The sequence below is a fragment of the Psychrobacter sp. JCM 18903 genome (assembly GCF_000586475.1).
Classification (GTDB): Bacteria; Pseudomonadota; Gammaproteobacteria; order Pseudomonadales; family Moraxellaceae; genus Psychrobacter.
Window position 1 is genome coordinate 35,442 of the sequence record NZ_BAWJ01000004.1, and the last position, 22,043, is coordinate 57,484.

The following is a 22,043-nucleotide window of genomic DNA, read 5'->3' on the forward strand; positions in this document are numbered from 1 at the left end:
TGGTCTCGATAAAAACGAAAGCTTATAAAAACCACAGCGCTCATTAAATAACTAACAGCCTATCAAATGATGGCTTGATTAAGCGTCTTCACTGTCATCTTCAATATCTAACTGTGATAGTACCGCAAGCATTTCTAGTACAACCATCGCCGCTTCTGAGCCTTTGTTACCCGCTTTCGTGCCAGCACGTTCAATCGCTTGCTCAATGCTGTCAGTGGTCAAGACGCCATTGGCAACAGGGATATTGTAGTCCATAGCTACCGCGCTTAAGCCTTTTGCAGATTCGCTTGCAACGAAATCAAAATGCGGTGTGCTACCACGAATAATCGCACCTAAAGCAACGATGGCATCAAAACGATCAGATTCAGCGGCACGTTGAGCAACCAATGGCAATTCAAAAGCACCAGGCACGCGGATAACGGTAATGTTGCTACCCAATACACCGTGACGTAGTAGCGCATCAATTGCACCATCTACCAATGACTCAACCACAAAACCATTAAAACGACCGACGACGATACCAATACGAACGTCTTTGTTTTGATGTAAATTACCATCGATGTGAGTCACGTCATTGCGCTGCTGTTGTAGATTTGACATAAAAAATCCTTTGCCGAATGGGCTTTTAATTAAAATGTAGGAATAAATAATGCGCTAAATATATCGCTAGGTTCAAATGGCTTATTATCCGTTAGATAATCAGTTAAATGAACGAAAATAAGTGGTTAGCGCTATGATAACATTTTTTTCTGTTTTATTTGTACTTTACGAGCGTACTATAGACGCATTTGTATGCCTTGCGCTGCCATATACGCTTTGGCTTCTTGAACCGTATACTCACCAAAATGGAAGATGCTGGCAGCAAGTACGGCATCGACGCCGCCTTCCAACACCCCTTCGGCTAAATGTTGCAAATTGCCGACGCCGCCTGAAGCAATAACAGGCACATTGACGCGGTTAGTGATTTGCTTCATTAGTGCCAAGTCATAGCCTTTTTTGGTGCCATCACCATCCATCGAGGTGACCAGTAATTCACCAGCGCCAAGCTCAGCCATTTTGCTTGCCCAAGCAACGGCATCGATACCCGTTGGTTTGCGACCACCGTGGGTAAAGATCTCCCAACGCGGCATGATAATGCCATCGACGTTGATATCAGCAACGCGTTTGGCATCGATAGCCACGACGATACATTGGTTACCAAATTTCTGCGCCGCTTCACCGACGAACTCAGGGGTAAATACCGCTGCTGAATTAATCGCTACTTTATCCGCACCTGCATTGAGTAAGTTGCGGATATCCGCAATCTTACGCACGCCACCACCAACTGTCAGCGGAACAAATACCGTCTCCGCCATACGCTCAACGGTATGATAGGTGGTATCGCGCTCGTCATTGGTCGCAGTAATGTCCAAAAAAGTAATTTCGTCAGCGCCTTGTTCGTTGTAGCGTTTCGCTACTTCGACAGGATCGCCTGCGTCTTTAATATCGACAAATTGTACGCCTTTGACCACACGACCATTATCAACGTCCAAACAAGGAATGATACGCTTTGCTAACATAGGGACTTTCGCCTTATAATCAATTCATTCTATAAGCGCTAGTCTAGCAAAATCACCGCCATCTCAGGCAGGTTTTCGCAAGATTATTATGCTTTTAACCAAAGTTTGCTCATGCACGGTACAATCACTGTCATTACCGTCGATATTTATCCTATTTACCTTCTTTTAATTGCCATAAGTGAGATGTCATGTCCGTCTATACCCAGTTAACCGATGACCAGTTTGCCGATTTTTGCCACCGTTTTGGCGTATCGTTCGCGCGTGCCATTCCGATCACCCAAGGTATCAAAAACTCTAACTGGTTTATTCAGACGACTGACGATGTAGATGGCGCACACTCTTATGTATTTACCTTATTTGAAGAACGTCCACCAGAAGACATCGAAAAGATGGCGATTATCTTAAATCAATTGGACGGTAAGTTACCGGTCGCTGCGCCGTTAGCATTGGTTGATAGCGCAGAAAAATGCTATGTCATACGCTATGACAATAAAGCAATTACCTTAGTGCCATGCCTAGCAGGCTCGCATCCACAGCAGACGACGCAAGCGATGTGTCATGAAATTGGCGCCGCTTTAGCGATGCTGCATGAAACATTGCAAGCACTACAACCTGCGGAAGAATATGGCGTGCCGTTATACCCATGGAGCGAGGTGCGTGACCGCGAAAGGCAATTTATGCCAGCTGACGAAGCCAAATTGATGAGTGATATTTGGCAGTCTTATACGGATTTGCCGCTTGCCAGCTTGCCAAAAGGCTTATGTCATTTAGACATGTTCGCTGATAATACCTTGTGGAATCTACAAGTAGGTGAAGAACGTTTAACAGGTTTATTGGACTTTACCGAAGTCAGTGTTGAGCATTATGTGATGGATATTGCCATTACGATTAATGACTTTTGTACCACTTGGGGTATGGCTGAACAAGGCGAGTCAGTGAATTTTGACCGCAGCAAAATGGCGGCTTTCTTACAAGGCTATGAGTCGAAACGCATCCTCGGTGAAGATGAAAAACGTGCCTTACCAGTGATGCTCGCAAAAGCGGCGGTGATTTTTTGGCTATTACGTCTCAACGTTATTCACTATAACCGTACCGAAGGACGTACGGGCGATAATATCATGGTCAAAAATCCTGACCTGATGAAACGCCTTGCCGCTTATCATTGGTCACATGTTGAAAAAGCGCAAAGTACCGTATTTGTACTAGAGCATGCACGTTATAAAGACGATGATAAAAATAACGATGTCGAAGATTTTAAGATAATCGGTGTGTTTGTGACTGAGCAACAAGCACAAGCTGCTATTGAGCAATTAAAATCACAATCTGGCTTTAAAGATTATCCAAACGGTTTCCATATTGATGCTTATCCGTTAAATCAAATTAATTGGTCACAAGGTTTCGGTTGCTAATAGAATGATAGCAACGAGTTATATTTATAAATATTTAAAAGGAATTTATCATGACTGATCAAGTTGATAACTGGCACAAACTGGCACGCTACGACACCAATATTCAAGGTGATCTGCATGCCAATCTGCTGCGTAACAATGGTATTACGGTGTCTCTGCAACCGCTGAGCGCAATGCCGGGTATGAATTCTGGGATTGTGCTGTGGGTGCAGGATACTGATTTGGCGCATGCACAGCGCATTTTGGCAAATATTGACACCGATGGGGCAACGCCTTATGAGGTGTTTGATGAAACGTCAGCCGCCAAAATTAACCCTACTTTAAATTCTGCACAAGACGACAAGAACGGCGGTGAAGTATAAATGTGTCAACTCCTAGGAATGAACTGTAATACCCCAACCGATATTGGTTTTAGCTTTGCAGGGTTTCGTCGCCGCGGTGGCATGACCGATAGCCATGAAGACGGCTTTGGCATTGCATTTTTTGAGCGTAGCGAATGCACTAATAGTGACAAACCAGAGAATGCTTCAACTGGTCTACGCTTATTCCATGACAATCGCCCAAGCCATTTATCGCCCGTGGCTGATTTGGTTAATAACTATCCAATCAAAGCCATGAATGTTATCGCTCATATTCGTAAAGCGACCCAAGGGCAAAATTGCTTGGCGAACACGCATCCCTTTGTCCGTGAAGTGTGGGGCGAGCAGTGGGTTTTTGCCCATAACGGGCAGATGAATAGCGAATTTATCAAACGCTGTCAGCGCTTGCAAGACAACGGCAACGCCTCACATTGCCAGCCAGTCGGCACAACTGATTCTGAAATGGCGTTTTGCTACCTTGTTAATCGCCTAAAAAGTAGCTTTAAAACCCGTCCGGATGACAAAACGCTGTTTAACTTTTTGACCACTCAATGTCGTTATTTATCCGCCAATGGGTTGTTTAATTGCTTGATATCAATGGTAGCTGGCAATTGGCTTATGCGGGGAGTTTATTGTTTTATCTCACGCGTCAAGCGCCGTTTGGCGAGGCGAAATTGGCAGATGATGATTTGGCGATTAACTTTGGTGATGTGACGACAGATACCGATAAAGTGACGATACTAGTGACCGTGCCATTGACTGAAAATGAAAAATGGCAACAGTTAGCCGTCAATGAATGTCTGATATTCCAAGATGGCGACGTCATTTATAAAGATAGTCCAAGCCAGCGGAAGTTTTTGACGATTGATGAAGGCATTGCGGTGGCACGGGCGGTTGGGGCGAGTGTTTAGGGGGTGATATGAACCATGATGAGCTTTTAGAGTTACTCGATACTCTTATTGAATGTTGGGAAAATGAAGTTGTCGAATTTAAGCGCGGTAAAAGAGAGTTCTCTTTATCTGATATCGGGAAGTATTTCTCAGCTATATCTAACGAAGCCAATTTGCGAGGGCAAAGTTTTGGCTGGCTAGTATTTGGTATTGATGATAAAACCCGACAAGTTATTGGCACAGACTACAAAGCTAAGAGTTCTGAACGTATACAAGCAGTGAGTCAGCAGATTTCTCAAGATACGCAACCAACAATTACATTTAGAAATATTTTTGAATTGCAACATCCTAAAGGGGGTGTTGTTATGTTTCAAATTCCAGCAGCACCTAAAGGTTCGCCAATATCTTACAACGGGCATTACTACGCTAGAGCTGGTGAAAGCTTAGTAGCACTAGGATTGGATAAGTTAAATGAGATTAATCAACAAGAAAAATGGATAGATTGGTCAGCACAAATAGTATCAGAAGCGACTATAAATGACCTAGATCCCGATGCATTAAATAAAGCAAAGCAAGGTTTTGCTAGAAAAATGGGTCAAAGGCTTGAAAATGAAACAGTGCTTGAGCTAGACGATTTAGATTTTCTAAACAAAGCTAGATTAACTGAAAATGGCAAAATTACTAGATCTACACTTTTACTTCTTGGAAAACCAGAGTCAGCTAGATTTCTTTCACCGCACCCTGCGGCTATGGTATGGAGCTTAGAAGCGGAAGAAAGAGCTTACGAACACTTCTATCCACCTTTTTTATTAACATCAACACAGCTATACCAGAAGATACGTAACTTCCAAATACGAATTTTACCTGATGATGAGCTCATTCCTGTTGAAATCGATAAATATAATCAACGTGTCGTTTTAGAAGCTTTGCATAACTGTATAGCCCATCAGACTATACTAAAAACTCTAGAATTATCGTGTCTGAAAAAATAGATCGTTTAATCTTTGAAAGTGAAGGAAGCTTTTTCGAAGGCAAACCTGTGGATTATGTAACAGAAGAGAGAAGACCAAAAAAGTATCGTAATTATAAGCTTGCGCAAGCTATGGTTCAGCTCAATATGATTGACACGATGGGTTATGGAATCCATGAAATGTACGAAAAACAAGCGAAGCGCTATCTGCCGTTACCTGATTACGATTTGACTATGCCACAGGCTGTTAAGTTAATTATATATGGTGATGTTGTAGACCCTGCATATAGCAAGTTATTAATTAAAAACACAGATTTATCAATAATGGAAATTATAGCTTTAGATAGAGTTCAAAAAGGTCAGAATATTTCTAAGGGTATGGCTAGAGAGTTACAACGGAAGAACCTTATCGAGGGACGAAGACCGAACTACTATGTATCATCATCAGTAGCAGAAGCCACTAACAAAAAAGCTAAATACATACGTAATAGAATTCAAGATGATACTTTTTATATGCAACTTATTTTAGACTATATAGACAAATATGAATGTGCTACAAGGCCTGATATCGACAGTTTGCTAATACCAACACTTAGTGAAGTTCTTGATGAAAAACAGAAAATCACTAAAATAGGTCATTTATTAACTAAACTTAGAAAAATAGAAAAAATAGAAAACGTTGGGGTGGGTCGGTACTCTAAGTGGGTTATGAAGTGATAGAAGCATTTTAATTGAGAGAGGTTTGAGAGAGAAAAGGCCCAAATGAGAGAGAGAAAGAGCGGTAGTGTTTTTAAGGGTTTGATATATATAGCTTTTATAAAACGAATAATTATAAGTAAACTAGTAATTTGAGAGAGAAACACCAAAAATTGAGAGAGAAACTAACCCAAATAAACCCCACAACAACGCTTAAACTTCTCCCCTGATCCGCAAATACACGGCTGTTTCTGTGTCACAGACAGTGAAACAGTCGGATCTAAAAAGTACCAGCGCGCATCGTTATTAGCTTTGTCTTTTACTCTCACAAAGGTAGACAGCTCATGATGCGCCTGCACTTTCTCTTTTAAATTACTTGCATTATTAGTTGGCTTGAAATAAGCCTTAAACTCAACTTGTGCATGCCTTTTGCCTAGCTTTGGCGTGTGCGCTACGATTTCTAGTCCTGCCCAATTCGTCTCTTTTGCCCACGATTCAATCGCGTTAATATCAAGCAAGTCTTGCTGCGCGGGTAGCGTAGTCTTGACGATATAGTCTGGCTTAATCAACACAAAGGCACTATAGCGCGTGCGCATGAGACGTTTGGCTGTCTCCGCTTTTATACCCTCTGCTTTGCCAACTTCATCATTATAAAGAGTATCATTATAAACAGCCTCATGATAAGGCTGACAGCAATCTTTATACAGTAGTGGTGAGCTGATAGCGCTTGATGATGGATGAATTTGGCAAGGGCAAACGTGTAGATTAGGTTGCATGTTTTATTCTCATTTTCGCTTGGGTTTTACTGCTTTACCGTATCTTTATCGCAGCATGCTTTTTATTAGTTCTGGCAATATGCCAACTTTTAGCTGTGCCCATGGTGCTGGGTCACGCAGCTGCTGCCAAAACGAATCAAACGGCGGGGCAAAATAGACCAACATGGCGAGCAGTGTATATAGTAATAAATACCACCACTTATCTTTAGGCTGATAAAACTTCATCGCTGTACCTGATGAGCGCTTCATTTTCATATTCGATAAGTTAACACTATATAGCTCGTCCAATGTCAAATGCACTAGCGCGCCACCGAATAAAAATAAACCGTAAAACCAGCTTGCCGTCAGTGGAAGGTGCAAAACGTAGTAGCTTAAATAAGTCAGCCCCAAACCCAAAATTGCCATATAAGGCACGGAGTGAATCACGCCGCGATGCACGGTCATGTTGGTAAAAATAGAGAAAACCACATAACGCATAAAGCCGTAGCCTGCCAGCCATAATGCAATCAGGCGAGCAAACTCAGCTCACTGCGCCAATGCATGACCAAACCAAAGGCAAAAATAAATGAGGTGATATTAAAGCCAAGTTTAATCGGTGTGGAGTTATCAGAATCCAAATCGGGAAGTAGCCCACCGATGGTGCCGAGCGCCACGCAAACTAAAAACCCCGAGTCATCAATCAATCCCGCTTTATAAACTGTCAAACTGAGTGTACCACTGACCATAAATGCAACATTCAGGTGGGTGTTAAAATTTGCCATAAAAACTCATCAATAAGTAGCGCGCGAAACGATTGTTTCGAGGCGTTTGCCTAGCGGTAAAAAAGCGCACCATAATAGCATAGCCCAGCCAAACGTCTAATAGATAAGGCTCGTATGCCGCGACTGGTTTACCCATTACCTTTGATTCTAATATTTCTTTGGAAAATATATTGATACTTAATAATAGAACGTTAAACCCTTGTTACGTTTACGATTATGCCACGATTTGACAACGTCTAGACGTTAACAAAGCGCCGCCGTTTTGTTATGGTAAAAGAACGTTATTGTTAAGTCCTAAAGAGTCACTTAGCTATTTTGTTAACTCAAATTTATATTGTATTGTGTCAAATAATAATGATTTTGAATACAACTCGTACAATCATCTATATAGCCACCAATCCTCAGCATAAACCTATAACCGTTTGGGCTTAGGATTTATAACAACGATAAGGAAGCTACCATGAGTGATATTTTTAATGTAAAAGACACCATTTCGGTCGCGGGCAAGGAACATGCCTATTACAGTTTGCCAAAGCTGACCGAAACTTTTGAGCACATCAGCAAATTGCCATTTTGTATGAAAATCGTCTTAGAAAACCTATTACGTAATGAAGATGATGGTCAATCTGTCGGCAAAAACCATATCGAAGCCGTTGCTAACTGGGATGCAGGCGCAGAAGCGTCAAAAGAGATCGCCTTTATGCCAGCGCGTGTAGTCCTGCAAGACTTTACTGGTGTGCCATCAGTTGTCGATTTGGCAGCCATGCGTGATGCCGTGGTTGAGCTTGGCGGTCGTGCTGAGCAAATTAACCCATTTATCCCGAGTGAATTGGTTGTCGATCACTCTGTACAAGTCGATGCTTATGGCCGAGAAGATGCACTAGATTTAAACGAAAAAATTGAATTTAAACGTAACAATGAACGTTATGAATTCCTGCATTGGGGGCGTAATGCGTTTAAAAACTTTGTGGTCGTACCACCAGCGACGGGTATTGTGCATCAAGTTAACCTTGAATACTTAGCTCGTGTTGTAATGGCTGCTGATGTCAATGTTGATGGTAAAAGTGAGTTGACGGCTTATCCTGATACGGTATTTGGTACGGACAGCCATACGACGATGATTAACGGTATTGGCGTGCTTGGTTGGGGTGTCGGCGGTATTGAAGCGGAAGCGGCAATGCTTGGTCAACCGTCATCAATGCTGATTCCACAAGTGGTTGGCTTTGAGCTAAAAGGTAAACTCACTGAAGGCGTTACCGCGACAGATTTGGTATTGCGTGTGGTTGAAATGCTACGTGCGCATGGTGTGGTTGGTAAATTCGTTGAGTTTTATGGCGAAGGCTTACACAGTATGCCACTGGCAGATCGTGCGACGATTGCCAATATGTCACCAGAATATGGGGCAACCTGTGGTATTTTCCCGATTGACCAAATGGCGATTGATTATTTGCGTCTATCAGGTCGTGAAGAAAGTCAGATTGAATTGGTCGAAAAGTATGCCAAGCGCAAGGCTTATGGCACGATGCCGATACCCCAGCGGCAACTTATTCAAGTAAATTAGAGCTAGATTTATCATCAGTACAGCCCGCACTTGCCGGTCCGAACTTGCCACAGCAGCGTATCAATCTATCTGATATGCACGAAAAATTTGGCGAAACCTTAGAAAAAATGACCAAAGACCGCAAGTCAGAAGTCGAAGGCAAGGTACGCTTTGATGAAGAAGGCGGCGAGCAAGAGCAAGCGGATAGACTCTATGCTAAGCCTAATGTTTTCTCTGACGTCAATATTGATGATAAGAGCCATAAATTGCGTGATGGTTCTGTCGTTATCGCAGCGATTACCTCATGTACCAATACCTCAAACCCTGCAGTGATGATTGGCGCGGGATTAGTGGCGAAAAAAGCCGCTGCAAAAGGTCTAAAAGCCAAGCCTTGGGTTAAAACCTCGTTAGCTCCCGGTTCGAAAGTCGTCACCGATTATCTTGAAAAATCTAAGTTAATGGACGAGCTTGAAAAAACAGGCTTCTATTTAGTCGGTTATGGTTGTACCACTTGTATCGGTAACTCAGGACCGCTCCTAGAATCGATTGAAAAAGGTATCGAAGAAAAAGACTTAGTCGCTGCTGCCGTGTTGTCGGGTAACCGTAACTTTGAAGGTCGTATCCACTCGCACGTAAAAGCCAGTTATTTGGCGTCACCACCATTGGTAGTGGCTTATGCGTTGGCAGGTACGGTTGATATTGACTTAACGACGCAGCCGTTAGGACAAGATCAAGATGGCAAAGATGTCTTCTTAAAAGATATTTGGCCAACGTCAGATGAGATCAATGAGCTGATTGCCAATAATATCGATGCGGATATGTTCCGCAAAAACTACGGCGAAGTGTTTGACGGTAGTGCTGCCTGGAACGCCATTAGCTCAGCCGATAGCCAGTTGTATCCGTGGAGCGAAGCGTCTACTTATATCAAAAACCCGCCGTTCTTTGATGGAATGACCATGGAGCCAGAAGGTATCCCTGATATCGAAGGCGCACGCATCTTAGGGTTGTTCGGTGATTCAATCACCACTGACCATATCTCACCAGCTGGTAATATCGATCCAGATTCGCCAGCAGGTAAGTACTTGCAAGAGCGCGGTGTGATGCAAGCCGACTTCAATAGCTATGGCTCACGCCGTGGTAATGATGCAGTCATGACGCGCGGCACCTTTGCCAATATCCGTATCAAAAATACCATGATGGCTGGCAAAGAGGGCGGCTATACTTATTACTTCAACGGCGATAGCGCCACTCTACAAGACGGCGAAGAAATGGCCATCTATGATGCGGCAATGAAGTATAAAGAAGATAAGCGTCCGCTCGTGGTACTTGGCGGTGCAGAATATGGTTCTGGCTCTAGTCGTGACTGGGCCGCGAAGGGTACGATTTTGCTCGGCGTAAAAGCAGTATTGACCAGCTCGTTCGAACGTATTCACCGCTCAAACCTAGTCGGTATGGGTGTCTTGCCATTAACCTTTAAAGACGGTGAAAATGCTGCGACCTATAATCTAGACGGTTCTGAGGTGCTTAGTATTACAGGTCTAGATAATGGCAAGAGTAAGACCGCCAAAGTCACGGCCACGCGTGCCGATGGTTCGTCTGAGAGCTTTGATGTCAATGTCATGCTACAGACGCCAAAAGAGCGCGAATACGTGCGTCACGGCGGCGTGTTGCACTATGTGCTACGTCAATTGGCTGCTGAAAGTAAGAGCGCAGCATAATAGTCAATTGAGCTTAGTATGATAAAAAGCCCATTCCCAGTCGAACTAGGGGATTGGGTTTTTTTATTATCTGGGAAAAAGGAAACACGTATCTGCAAATCTATTCCAATGAATTATCTAAAGTTTTCATTCCAGCTCTCCTTAAATATTTTATTTAAGAATGCTTCTTTATTGATACTGCCGTCATTGTTTAAGCAGGTCTTATCAACAAAAAGATAATTAGTCCAGCTGATATCAGGAGACAGTTCATTGATTTCATTTACGATATCAACTTCACTAATTTCAGAGAAATCTCTAATAACAAGTTTTTGTGCTAGCTCTAAAATGCGACTTTTTGTTTTATACTCATGAGAATTTGGATACTCAGAAATTTTATCAAAAAATTTCTCATAATTGATACTTAAGTCTTCGTTTACATATTCATCACTCCAGAATATATAGTCACTCCAAAATGGGTCAGGAGACAGTTTGTCTAGTTCACGCTTTATTGCTACCTGCCTTGACTCTGAGCATGGAGTATTAATTAACTCTTCAAGTAATAAAGTGATTTTTTGCTTAGTATCATCGTTCATTATTATTTCCTCTGCTATTTATTCCAATGGTTTCAACTCTTCTCAGTCAACAGCCTAATTCCCAAGCCAATAAATACCACACCACTTATCTTGTTTAAAATGGCTTCGATAGAGCTTTTTTCTCAGGTTTTCACTGAATTTTGACGCCAATAATGCTAAGCATAAGCACCATATAAAGCCAGTGACAGCAAAGGTCAGTCCTAAAATGACGAACGACACCATGCTATAAGCATAACTGGCATCGATAAACTGAGGGAAGAACGCCAAAAAGAATAATGCAACTTTTGGATTAAAGGTATTGGTGAGCACGCCTTGCTTATATATTTGCCAGTGATCTAAAGGCTGAACGGGCTTTGGCTTCTCGTCATCCTGCAAACTCGCGGCTATCAAAGGCTGTTGTTGACTTATGAGCATTTTGACGCCTAGATAGCACAAATAGCTGGCACCAATATATTTTACGAGCATAAATGCCGTAGGGGAGTTAGCCAGCAACACGGACAATCCTAGCGAAGCCAGTAGCGTATGCACCAAAATGCCTGAAGTAATACCCAACACAGAATAAAACCCTGCCGTTTGCCCCTGCGAAATACTACGGGTAATGATGTACATGCTGTCCGTGCCTGGGGTCAGGTTTAACAAAATAGCTGCCATGATAAACCCTAGATAGTTCTCAATCCCGAACATGGTTAAAACGTCCTTGTGTTAAGCCTAAAAATTTGTACGTTATAAAGTATTTATACATTCTATAAAATCCTTATAGGATTGATGGTAGCGAGGATCTTACGGGTTGGCAATAGAATAAATCATTCAATAAATACTGATATTAAAAACTATTCAGCATGGTTATGGCTTCAGTCTTTATCGAAATCAATAAAACGTAAATATCTTATAAAATCGCAGATACCGCAATGTGAACTCTGATAAGATATCAGAGATTAATAAGACATTTGTTGATAATGAGGATTTGAGATGAAACGTTTGGCTTATACCATTGCTGTATCTGTTTTGGCCACGACTGTTGGGATAAATGCCGCGCATGCCGAGAGAGTTTGCAAAGTAACAGATCCGACGGGTACTCCATTAAATATTCGTGATGAACCTAATGGCAAGGTTATTAATCAGCTGCGTAATGATCGCGAGGTGTATGTCACAGATACCACTTACGATAATAAAAACCGTCCGTGGGTATATTTAGAAGGCTATTACAAGGGCGAATACAGGCATTGGGGCTGGGCGATTAGAGAGTTTGTCTCTTGTTATGATCGTTGATATATTAATTTCAGCTTATCCAAACCATAATGAACTGGATATAACAAAACCAATAGACATAAAAAAGCCCAGTCACCGTATGATGACTGGCTTTTTTATTGTTCGCTTATTAGTCTAACCTGATGCCAAGCAAAAGTGCTAATAAGTGACGCCGAATAGTGGCGTCCCCAGGGGGATTCGAACCCCCGTTACCGCCGTGAAAGGGCGGTGTCCTAGGCCTCTAGACGATGGGGACGCATAGAGTGTTATAACCAATGGTTACAACGGTACTTCACAATATCAGATAGCTTAATAAATAAGCATTGCCTAGGTGCTGATATCGTCCTACTAGCGAGTATTTATGGTTACGTTTCAGTAGTACTGAGCGTTGCAATAAATAGTATGGTGGAGCTAAACGGAGTCGAACCGTTGACCCCTTGCATGCCATGCAAGTGCTCTACCAACTGAGCTATAGCCCCTCGCTAAGAGTGTGCGTATTTTATGTAAGAGCGGCAGTCTTGTCAACTACTATTTTAAAAATAATGCATAAATATTCGAAAAAAAGCGTTTAAAGCTATTTTAGCTACTTAATAAGCCCAAATTAGCGTGGATTTTGCTTGATGGCAAGCTCTTTGATGGCTTTATCGGTAAAGAATTCTTCTTCAGTACCGTTAGAGAAAATAACGGCAGCACATTCTGTGGGGATATATTGCCCCCCTTTTTGTTGTACTGTGCTGATACCTTTAAAGCCAACGATGTCAGATTCTTTCAATCGATCGACATTATGATTGGTATAACCACAGTAAGTGGTGTATATCCACTTTAAATCTTCAAAATCTTGACCTTTTGTCAGGGTAAGTTTTGCCTCAAAAAGCTCTTTTACGATGGCATCATAGTATTTCTGTGCTTCTTTGAGAGTGCTAAAGACATAATCTTTGCTTTCTATCGTGACGGTTTTGGCGGCCATATTTATATCCAATAAAGGTGTTGAATTTTAAATGCTGAGATTAACGTAAAAAAGGGTTAGTTCAGCCTGACCCCTCTTTTTTTTATCAGCTTTAAATTAAAGACTGCAGTGTTTACTATTATACAATATGTATTAACTTACTAAATTGCATCTCCACCAGCACTATTCCAAGCTTTAGTAAAGCCTGTTACTGGGAAATATAATGTTTCATTGTTATATTGAATCTCAATAGGTGATGTGGCTACTTTGAACAAATTAATGACATAACTTTCACCACGATCTGTTTCAGGCGTTAAGCTAAAATAATACTGTTCCGCATCTTGAAATTTATAACACCAACGTAGCATCTTGACCGCTTGTCCATTAAATATCATAGTGATGCTATCGGGTGTAGTAGTTCTATATTTACAGACGTTAGTATCTTCCGCATAGTAATCACTAAAATAAACTCCTTGATGACCTAGTTTTGAGTGACCAACTTTGGCTTCAAAAACTCTAGTTTCATCACTATAATCACTAACGTATAAAACTGATGCTCTTGCTTTTTCATTTTCTGCCCATGAGAAAGGCATTTGGAAGCCTGTCGAATGACTAGGCATGATCAAAATACCGCTTATAAAGAGTGGTGCTAAGAATTTTATAATACTCAAGTCGATCATCTCCAAATTTATTAAATTGGCTAACTAACTAATGAGATAGTTTACAATATTCTAGTTTTATTAAAAGGCTCAGCACTTAAAAAATGAAAAAAGTGGATTTTGACATCGTAAAATCCACTTTTTCTTATATTAATACTGTACTGTTTGAGCTATTCAGCGGCCAAAAAATCTGGCAATTCTGCTGCTTGTTTTTCAAGTTTTTTCAGTTTCTTTTTACCAAGCCACCCAGTACATCAACCGCATGGCGCAAGCGCGTCAGCGTCATATCAGCGCCGATAATTGCCATAGAATTCATAACTGGCGTCGATGAGGTGCTACCAGCGATAGCGATAAAGAACGGCGCCATAAAGTCACGCATCTTAATATCAAGATGGGCGGCAAGACCTTTAAGCGTGGCGTAGATGTTTTCTTCTGACCACGTTGGCAAGGTTTCTAGCTGCCAAAGCGCCAGTTGCAGCATCTCTGTAATTTGCTCGGGCGTCAGAGATTTATGGGTAAAGCTCTCAGCATTGATATCAGGTAAGTTTTGGAAATAGAAACCGCCCCAATTGACCGCATCAGACAATAATTCAATACGTGGCTGAATAGCAGCGGCGATAGCGGTTAATTTATCGCTGTTACTTGCCCAGTCAAGGATTTTATTCTTTAACTCTTCAGGGGTTAGCGCACGTAGCCATTCGGCGTTAAGCCAATTGAGCTTTTCGATATCGAAAATAGGGCCGCCAAGGGACACACGTTGAATATCAAAGCTGGCAATCATTTCCTCTAAGGTAAATTTCTCAGCTTCGTCAGGCATAGAGTAGCCCATACGACCAAGGTAGTTAAGCAGCGCTTCAGGTAGCACGCCAGCATCACGGTAGTAGGTGATAGACGTTGGGTTTTTACGTTTAGACAGCTTTGATTTATCTGGATTACGTAGTAGCGGCATATGGCAAAGAACCGGCATCTCCCAGCCAAAATACTCATAAAGCAGCTGATGTTTCGGCGCAGAGTTGAGCCACTCTTCACCGCGCAATACATGGCTGATGTCCATTAAATGGTCATCGACAACGTTGGCTAGATGGTAAGTTGGCATGCCGTCGGTTTTTAGCAGCACTTGCATATCGACTTGTGTCCAAGGAATCTCAACCGTCCCACGTAGCATATCTTGTACCTGACAAACGCCTTCGGTTGGCACACGCATACGAATGACGTTTGGTTTGCCCTCAGCAACCAATTGCGCGGTTTTCTCTGGGGCTAAATGGGCACAGCGACCGTCGTAACGCGGCGTTTCACCATTGGCCATTTGCGCAGCACGCATGGCATCAAGCTCTTCACTGCTACAAAAGCAGCGAAACGCATGGTCGTTTTCTATCAGCTGCTCGGCATGCTTTTTATAAATATCGCTACGCTCGCTCTGACGATAAGGCGCATGCGGTCCACCGATATCTGGACCTTCCGCCCAGTCAAGACCAACCCAGCGCAGCGCATCCAAAATCATTTTTTCAGATTGTTCGGTCGAGCGCGTTTGGTCGGTGTCTTCGATACGTAAAATAAACTCGCCGCCGTGGGCTTTGGCAAAGGCTAAATTAAATAGCGCAATATAAGCGGTGCCGACATGCGGAAAGCCAGTCGGTGAAGGCGCGATACGAGTACGGACAGGGCGCGTGCTGTTAGTTGAAGTCGATGATTGCATCATAAAATTCTCAGAATAGGGTGGTTAATGAATATGGCAGTGAAAAATGGCGGTTAAAAGTATTAATAATAAATGTGCATGACAAGTTTGAACAAAAAATACGGCACAAACAATAGCCGTCAAGGTAGAAAAATAGCGTAAAATATAGCGCTAGTATAACAGAGAGATGGGATATTTTTAACGAAAAGCCCGTCTAGCGCTTGACTACCCGTGTATCCTTGCGATAATAATGTTAGACAAGTCATAACTTGTTTATTTTCATCTGATTTTTTACTATTACTGACCAAAATGGTCGTCATCTACTGAGTCGTTTGTGTCCATATTGAATAATAAGCCAAAAAATACGCCGAATACTAAGCAAGATTCTAAAATGAATCCTTCTTTAGCCACTGTTAATGCTGCATCAGAGGCTGAGCTGTCTGCTGTGGAAAACGATTGTGTGGTAGAGAATGACTCTACTAATCAGCCGACGCAAGAGTCTGTCACTGATAAAGCCAACTCTGATGAATTGAGCTTTGTTCATGATGCGGTGCTGTTACAAGAAACCGTTGCAGCAGTGCTGGGTGTCAAAGCGCTCCCAAAGCAAACAGACGATGCAGAACAAAGCAGTGACAACCAAAATAGCTTGCAGATGAGTGGCATCTACGTTGATGCAACCTTTGGGCGTGGTGGTCATAGCCGACTACTATTAAGTCAGTTGGCCGATGACGCAACCTTGATTGTTTTTGATAAAGATCCAACGGCGATTAGCGTTGCTCGCGAATTGGCAAAGACCGATAGTCGCGTGAAAGTGGTGCACGATAGTTTTGCGACGTTGACGGATAGTCTAGCGGCAATGGGTATCATGCAAGTTGATGGCTTAATGGCAGATTTGGGTATTTCATCGCCGCAAATTGATGATGGCAGTCGTGGTTTTAGTTTTATGCGCGACGGGGCGGTCGATATGCGTATGGATACCAGCCGTGGGCAGTCGGTCGCTGAGTGGCTTGAAAAAGTCGATGATGAAACCTTGGCCAATGTGCTTTATGATTTTGGCGAAGAGCGCCATAGTCGCCGCATCGCCCGTGCTATTAAGCAGATGGACAGTTATGACTCTACTTTGGCATTGGCTGAAGTGATTAAAGTGGCGCATCCTAATTGGCAGCGCGGTAAGCATCCAGCGACTCAGAGTTTTCAGGCGATGCGCATTTTTATTAACAATGAGCTTGGCGATGTTGACGACTTTTTAGAACAAAGTATTCCGATTTTGAAGGCAGGCGGGCAGCTGGCAGTGATTAGTTTTCACTCGTTAGAGGATCGCCGTATCAAGCAGTTTTTGCAGCGTCATAGTAAAGGGCAATATCCAGAGGATGAGAATTTGCCGATGCCGCCCAATCGTCCACGCTACTTTAGCAAGCCTAAACGCGTGGGTCCAAGCAAAGCTGAAACCAGTCAAAACCCACGCGCGCGTAGTGCGTGGTTGCGTATGGCGACTCGTACTGATACCGACTATCTACCCAGTGTCGAGCAATAACACAGGTAGCGTGATGTTATAGAGAGGGTGTTTGGCTGAGTTGCTGGTGATTGGTTGCCGTCAATTAAGTAGGATAGAAAGTCTGAATACTTACGCGGCTGTTAAAAATCTGTAAACATTATCTGCTAGGCTCGGCTGTTCCTTTTTCGTTTGGTTTTACTTTATTGATGGTGCTGTACAAAGCGTCTTACCGCTCTAAAACAGTTGCCAATTTTCATACTTGAAGTCCACTTTTTGAGAGCGTCATGGCAATATCTGACAAACCCGCAAACCGTCGCGCTGCAATGCCGTATAACACCGATATCGGCGAGCTATTTGTGCGCCGATTTAATGTGGTTAGTATTTATGTAGTGGTGCTATTGCTGTTAGCAGTGGCGATTGTGTGGAGCGGTATCAAAACAGCCGAAGGCGTTCAGCAATATCATCAGGATTATAAAACCTTGCAAGACATGAAAAAACAAGAGCGTAATCTGCAAGTCGAACATCAGCGTTTGCTCATTGAACAGCAGACTTTTAGTGCGACGCCGCAAATTGCTAGCCGTGCGGTGGCTGAACTGGGCATGTTTTCACCGACGCTAAAAGATAAGCTCATTATCCAACCGGGTGTTGCCACAGCACAGGTGCCAGTCGTCGATACTGACTCAAATGAGGATAAGTCTGACATTATCGAACCACGAGCTGCTACGGATATATCGCCTGACGCTCCTATCACCGATGCCACGGTAGCGGAGGCAGGACAATGAGTGATAAAAAACCTAATGCCAATAGTGGTAAAACGACCGCGAAAAATGCGAATAAAAAGCCAACTAGCGGTAAGGTGACTAAGCCTTACGTCCTGCCAGTGCAGCCAAATCGGGACAAACAGGCAGTACGGCTGAAAAAAAATCCTCTGGCAACCGTAAGGCTAAATTGTTTGATCGATTGAAAAAAAGTGAAGAGCAAGGCGCTTATACCAGTGTCAAAAACCTGAAAAATAAAAGAGGGTTTTTGGGTAAAGCGTCTGGCGCTTCCTCTCGCGGCGGTTTTGAGCAAGACAAAAATCGTTTCCGTACTATTTGGGTCATTGCATTGGTTGTCTTGGGTTTGCTGATAGCCCGTGCTTATTATTTACAAGTTGCCAATGCCCAGTTTTATCAAGACAAAGGTGATGAGCTCATCACTAGCGTGCGCACGCAAAAATCCTATCGCGGTATGATTACCGATCGCAATAATTTGCCACTTGCAGTCAGTGCACCACTGGCGACGGTCTCTTTTAGTCCGCATGATTACGCGCGCGAATATTACGAGCTTAAGCGTATTATTATCACCAATCCTGAGAGTCCACAGCTGGTTGCGCGTATGCAAAAGCGTTTGGATAACATGGATCTGACCACGCTTGCGGCGGCTGCGAATATTTCGGTCACTGAGCTGAAAAAAGTTACTGCCATCGATGACAGTATTGATGTAACCGATGAAGCAGCAGTTAAAGCAGCACTGCCATCGGGTGCAGGCTCGCACTATCTGCCGCTACTGAATAAAGTGACGCCTGAGATTGCCCAAAGTGTCAGCACCCTTGATTTTCCTGGCGTCTATGAAAAAAACTTTTTCCAACGTTATTACCCGCAGCCACAACCAAACTCGCAGCTATTGGGTTTTATGGGTCAAAATGTCAGCGATCCTGAAGGTGGTTACGAAGGTCGTGCTGGTATCGAACGCCAATATGAAACTGAGCTGGCAGGTGATGATGGTAAAGTGTTGGTGCTAAAAGATGCCAAACAAAACAGTTTAAAAGAAATTAAACAGATTGAACCAGAAATACCAGGTAAAGATGTGGCGTTGACCATTGATTCGCGCCTGCAGTATTTGCTTTATAAAGAACTAGAGAAAGCAGGGCGTTTGCAAAAAGCGCGCTGGTCAACAGGCATGATTGTTGATGTGCAAACGGGTGAAGTGCTTGCCTTGTCAACATGGCCATCTTTTAATTCTAATAACCTGAATGAGATGACCGGTGAAAACCAACGTAACCGTGCGCTGCTAGATGTCTTTGAACCCGGTTCAGTGATGAAGCCATTCACCGTTGCAGCGGCTTTAGACTCAGGAAAATATACCGCCACTACCTTGATCGATACCAATCCTGGTTCTATTCGTGTCCGTGGTTATACCATTCGTGACCATAATAATTTAGGGCGGATTACGATGGCAACGCTATTACAGAAATCTAGTAACGTCGCCTCGACTAAGATTGCTTTGTCTTTACCAGCTGATGGCATTACCAATATGCAAAAGCAATTTGGTTTTGGTTCAAAGACACCGCTACAGTTCCCAGGGGAAGGTAGTGGGCTTGTGGTCACACCAAAAGAAAAAGAAACATCAAGACGTGCAACGGTTAGTTATGGTTATGGTCTACAGGTAACACTGGCTCAGGTCGCGCAGGCTTATTCGGCGCTGGCGGCAGGCGGTGTGATGCATCCATTGACCCTCATTAAAGATGACAAGCCGCAGCCAAGCAAGCGTATCATGGCACACGAGCAAGCGATGTCTATCGTACAAATGATGGAAAGTGTCACCGAACCGGGTGGTACGGCTAAAGGTGCTGCGATTGACGGTTATCGCGTCGCTGGTAAAACAGGAACGTCGCGCCGTATCAATCCAAAAGGTGGCTACTATACTGACCAATACCGCAACGTTTTTGCGGGTATGGCGCCAGCATCCAACCCTAGGCTGGTCGGCGTGATGCTCATCGAAGACCCGCGTGGTCAGATTTATGCTGGTTTAACAGTCGCGCCAGTCTTTCATAATGTCATGAAAGAGGCGCTGCGTTTATACAATGTACCCTTAGATAAGCCGTTAAAAACGGAAGATCTATAGGCTTAAACGTAAGTTTTTTAAGTGTTCAGTTTTTAACTATTTGATGTGTTTTAACCGTATAGGATTTGCCAATGACCCTGTCACCCTCGTCGCCAAGCATCACACCAGTTACCTTGCAACAGCTGACTGAATCTAGTAGTAGCAATAGCAGGCATGGTGTAGGTATAGAGCAGGCATTGCAAAAACTATCGACTCAGACGACATCGATTGGGGCGGATTCAAAACCAATCAATTCGTTTCTTGATATTCCATTCCTGCAGTTTCGTTTAGACAGTCGTCAGCTAGAGCCGAACGATGTGTTTGTGTTATTAAAAAGCCACATACCAAACTGTCAAAAAAGTCGCGACTACCTCTATCAAGCCGCTGAAAATGCGGCTTTTATCCTATCAGAAATAGATCCCACGGCTTTGCTTAACACGACTAGTGTATCAAATCACGCCGATATCACTTTATCGAATGATAGTACTGCTAAAACGCAGCAGCAATTAGCAGCATTGCCTTGCCCTGTTTTACATGTGCCCAATATTCGTGATTTTTTAGGGACGCTCATTCAAGCACGTTTGCAGTATCAGCAGCCCGTGACCTTGCCAACTGTCATAGCGGTGACGGGCACCAATGGCAAAACGACTATCAGTCAATTGGTGGCGCAATTGACGCAGCTGACAGGTATGAGCAGCGCCGTTATGGGCACGGCAGGGAATGGTAGGCTTGGCGCTTTGGTGCAAGCCAGCCATACCACGGGTGATGCCTTAGCGGTTCAGCAATTTTTATATCAAATGGGTACAGAGAATGCTGAGTTATTGGCATTGGAAGCCAGCTCGCATGGTTTGGATCAGCAGCGTTTACAAGGTATGCCAGTGTCGGTGGCGATTTATACCAATCTTAGCCGTGACCACTTAGATTATCATGCCGATATGACAGAGTATGCCGCAGCAAAAGCTAAACTGTTTGATAAAGCACATTTTCCAGATTTGACACACGCTATCATTAATATCGATGATGAACATGCCCAGATTATGCTCGACACCGCAGATGCCAGTGATTTAACGGTCTGGACGTACAGTTTAGAACCATCAAAATCTGCGACCTTTGTTGCGGCTGAAATCAAACCAAGCTTACAAGGTGTCGAGATTACGCTACGTACAGATTTAGGCGATGGCGAAGTTAATCATTTAGGTATCGTTAGTCCATTACTCGGGCGCTTTAATGTTGCCAATTTGCTTGCCGCAATGGCAGCTGCCGTCGCTTTAGGCATTAGCCTTGAGCGTATTGCCGCAGTGGTGCCGCAGCTACAAGGTGCGGTTGGACGTATGCAGCGTGTGCCGTCTAATGATGGCTGCTTTATCGTTGATTATGCGCATACGCCAGATGCCTTAAGCCAAGTGCTTGCCAGCCTAAAGACCCATTGTAAGGGTCAGCTGTGGGCAGTGTTTGGTTGTGGTGGCGACCGTGATGCAGGCAAACGTCCTCTGATGGCGCAAGCAGGATTGGCAGGCGCGGATAAAGTCGTGTTAACGGCAGACAATCCACGTACTGAAGACCCCAATGCGATATTGCAAGATATGCAGGCAGGAATGAGCGCTGAGCAATATCAGCGTACCTATATTGAGCCTGCGCGCCAAGCAGCGATTGAGTATGCGGTCACTCAAGCAGCGGCTGATGATATCGTCGTGATCGCTGGCAAGGGTCATGAGACTTATCAAGAAATTAACCATGTTCGTTATGATTTTGACGATAGTGTTATTTTGCAAAACGCCTTAAAACAAGCAGGGCGTGTATAGCCTTGATAAATAAATAGTAGCGCTGAACATCCATTTTATATGCTTCTTAAGAAGCATGAGTCGTTAACTATAAAAAATAAATAAGTAGTCATCATATATATAA

Annotated in this window: 16 protein-coding genes, 2 tRNA genes and 4 pseudogenes; 11 read left to right on the forward strand and 11 right to left on the reverse strand. The window is 43.3% G+C overall.

The window, feature by feature from the left end; genetic code table 11:
- Positions 1-78 precede the first annotated feature (78 nt).
- Both ribH and hisF read right to left on the reverse strand, forming a co-directional pair.
- Complete coding sequence (gene ribH / locus TT12_RS03775) at positions 79-600, reverse strand: 6,7-dimethyl-8-ribityllumazine synthase (protein WP_045445783.1); 522 nt, start codon at positions 598-600, stop codon at positions 79-81.
- Between the two features lie 176 nt (positions 601-776).
- A complete protein-coding gene (gene hisF, locus TT12_RS03780) occupies positions 777-1,559 on the reverse strand; it encodes an imidazole glycerol phosphate synthase subunit HisF (protein ID WP_045452349.1) in 783 nt (260 codons plus the stop codon).
- A 188-nt stretch (positions 1,560-1,747) separates the two neighbouring features.
- Here hisF and TT12_RS03785 point away from each other — a divergent pair, with 188 nt between their 5' ends.
- The 5 genes and pseudogenes from TT12_RS03785 to TT12_RS15250 all read left to right on the forward strand — a co-directional run bounded on the left by TT12_RS03785 (position 1,748) and on the right by TT12_RS15250 (position 5,904).
- Entirely contained in the window at positions 1,748-2,968 is a 1,221-nt protein-coding gene (locus TT12_RS03785; RefSeq protein ID WP_045452351.1) for a homoserine kinase, read from the forward strand.
- A gap of 50 nt (positions 2,969-3,018) precedes the next feature.
- Entirely contained in the window at positions 3,019-3,330 is a 312-nt protein-coding gene (locus tag TT12_RS03790; RefSeq protein ID WP_045452353.1) for a DUF2007 domain-containing protein, read from the forward strand.
- Positions 3,331-4,238 (forward strand): annotated as a pseudogene (locus TT12_RS03795) (class II glutamine amidotransferase).
- A gap of 8 nt (positions 4,239-4,246) precedes the next feature.
- Positions 4,247-5,209: an ATP-binding protein gene (locus tag TT12_RS15245; protein ID WP_207803987.1), complete on the forward strand. Its 963-nt coding sequence runs from the start codon at positions 4,247-4,249 to the stop codon at positions 5,207-5,209.
- Positions 5,194-5,904: an ATP-binding protein gene (locus TT12_RS15250; RefSeq protein WP_207803988.1), complete on the forward strand. Its 711-nt coding sequence runs from the start codon at positions 5,194-5,196 to the stop codon at positions 5,902-5,904. The genes TT12_RS15245 and TT12_RS15250 overlap by 16 nt, the downstream gene beginning before the upstream one ends.
- 164 nt (positions 5,905-6,068) lie before the next feature.
- Here the strand turns inward: TT12_RS15250 and TT12_RS03805 are convergent, their stop codons facing one another.
- Positions 6,069-6,659 (reverse strand): YchJ family protein, encoded by a 591-nt coding sequence (locus TT12_RS03805; RefSeq protein WP_045452355.1) that lies wholly within the window; start codon positions 6,657-6,659, stop codon positions 6,069-6,071.
- A 45-nt stretch (positions 6,660-6,704) separates the two neighbouring features.
- Positions 6,705-7,420: pseudogene (locus tag TT12_RS18835) on the reverse strand (metal-dependent hydrolase).
- 700 nt (positions 7,421-8,120) lie between these two features.
- Here TT12_RS18835 and acnA point away from each other — a divergent pair.
- Positions 8,121-10,678, forward strand: a pseudogene (gene acnA / locus TT12_RS03815) (aconitate hydratase AcnA).
- A gap of 113 nt (positions 10,679-10,791) precedes the next feature.
- On the opposite strand, the gene TT12_RS03820 reads toward acnA, so the two are convergent.
- Positions 10,792-11,250: a hypothetical protein gene (locus TT12_RS03820; RefSeq protein ID WP_045452356.1), complete on the reverse strand. Its 459-nt coding sequence runs from the start codon at positions 11,248-11,250 to the stop codon at positions 10,792-10,794.
- A gap of 54 nt (positions 11,251-11,304) precedes the next feature.
- A complete protein-coding gene (locus tag TT12_RS03825; protein WP_243443344.1) occupies positions 11,305-11,934 on the reverse strand; it encodes a LysE family translocator in 630 nt (209 codons plus the stop codon).
- 285 nt (positions 11,935-12,219) lie between these two features.
- Between TT12_RS03825 and TT12_RS03830 the strand changes: the two genes are divergently transcribed.
- On the forward strand, positions 12,220-12,519 hold the full coding sequence (locus TT12_RS03830) for a hypothetical protein (protein ID WP_201605842.1): 300 nt from the start codon (positions 12,220-12,222) through the stop codon (positions 12,517-12,519).
- A gap of 159 nt (positions 12,520-12,678) precedes the next feature.
- Here TT12_RS03830 and TT12_RS03835 read toward each other — a convergent pair.
- The 5 genes and pseudogenes from TT12_RS03835 to gltX all read right to left on the reverse strand — a co-directional run bounded on the left by TT12_RS03835 (position 12,679) and on the right by gltX (position 15,802).
- Positions 12,679-12,754: transfer RNA gene (locus TT12_RS03835), tRNA-Glu, on the reverse strand.
- A gap of 147 nt (positions 12,755-12,901) precedes the next feature.
- Positions 12,902-12,977: transfer RNA gene (locus TT12_RS03840), tRNA-Ala, on the reverse strand.
- Positions 12,978-13,099: 122 nt separating this feature from the next.
- Positions 13,100-13,465: a hypothetical protein gene (locus TT12_RS03845; RefSeq protein WP_045452358.1), complete on the reverse strand. Its 366-nt coding sequence runs from the start codon at positions 13,463-13,465 to the stop codon at positions 13,100-13,102.
- Between the two features lie 140 nt (positions 13,466-13,605).
- Positions 13,606-14,115 carry a hypothetical protein gene (locus TT12_RS03850; RefSeq protein ID WP_201605843.1) on the reverse strand — a complete coding sequence of 170 codons (510 nt, stop codon included), beginning with the start codon at positions 14,113-14,115 and terminating at the stop codon, positions 13,606-13,608.
- Positions 14,116-14,273: 158 nt separating this feature from the next.
- Positions 14,274-15,802, reverse strand: a pseudogene (gene gltX / locus TT12_RS03855) (glutamate--tRNA ligase).
- 310 nt (positions 15,803-16,112) lie between these two features.
- On the opposite strand from gltX, the gene rsmH reads away from it, so the two are divergent.
- The 4 genes from rsmH (at position 16,113) to TT12_RS03885 (ending at position 21,940) form a co-directional block, all read left to right on the forward strand.
- Positions 16,113-17,312, forward strand: a complete 1,200-nt coding sequence (gene rsmH, locus TT12_RS03865) for a 16S rRNA (cytosine(1402)-N(4))-methyltransferase RsmH (protein WP_045452362.1) — start codon at positions 16,113-16,115, stop codon at positions 17,310-17,312.
- A 245-nt stretch (positions 17,313-17,557) separates the two neighbouring features.
- Positions 17,558-18,055, forward strand: coding sequence for a cell division protein FtsL (gene ftsL / locus TT12_RS03870; RefSeq protein WP_045452363.1), 498 nt, complete (start codon positions 17,558-17,560; stop codon positions 18,053-18,055).
- A gap of 166 nt (positions 18,056-18,221) precedes the next feature.
- Positions 18,222-20,159 carry a peptidoglycan D,D-transpeptidase FtsI family protein gene (locus TT12_RS03880; RefSeq protein WP_045445979.1) on the forward strand — a complete coding sequence of 646 codons (1,938 nt, stop codon included), beginning with the start codon at positions 18,222-18,224 and terminating at the stop codon, positions 20,157-20,159.
- Positions 20,160-20,230: 71 nt separating this feature from the next.
- Entirely contained in the window at positions 20,231-21,940 is a 1,710-nt protein-coding gene (locus tag TT12_RS03885) for a UDP-N-acetylmuramoyl-L-alanyl-D-glutamate--2,6-diaminopimelate ligase (RefSeq protein WP_045452366.1), read from the forward strand.
- The last annotated feature ends 103 nt before the right edge of the window (positions 21,941-22,043 follow it).